At 45.5% G+C, this 264-nt stretch carries 1 protein-coding gene; it reads left to right on the top strand.

Annotated elements, in window-relative coordinates; genetic code table 11:
• Positions 1–264, top strand: a 264-nt coding sequence (locus SB765_RS30560; RefSeq protein WP_410932608.1) for an AMP-binding protein, incomplete at both ends; no start/stop codon positions are given.

Raw genomic sequence — 264 nt, forward strand, 5'->3', positions numbered from 1 at the left:
CTGTTTATTTTATACACCTCAGGTTCTACCGGTCAGCCCAAGGGGGTGGTGCACACCACTGGTGGCTATTTAGTGTATTCATCTATGACCCACGAATACATTTTTGATTTAAAAGACGATGATATTTTTTGGTGTAGTGCTGATGTTGGCTGGATCACAGGTCACAGTTACATTGCTTATGGGCCGCTCGTTAATGGGTGTACGCAAGTCGTATTTGAAGGCGTGCCAACTTACCCAACTGCTGGTCGTATGGGTGAAGTGGTT

This window comes from Pseudomonas sp. SIMBA_067 (genome assembly GCF_046534675.1).
Taxonomy (GTDB): Bacteria; Pseudomonadota; Gammaproteobacteria; order Pseudomonadales; family Pseudomonadaceae; genus Aquipseudomonas; species Aquipseudomonas putida.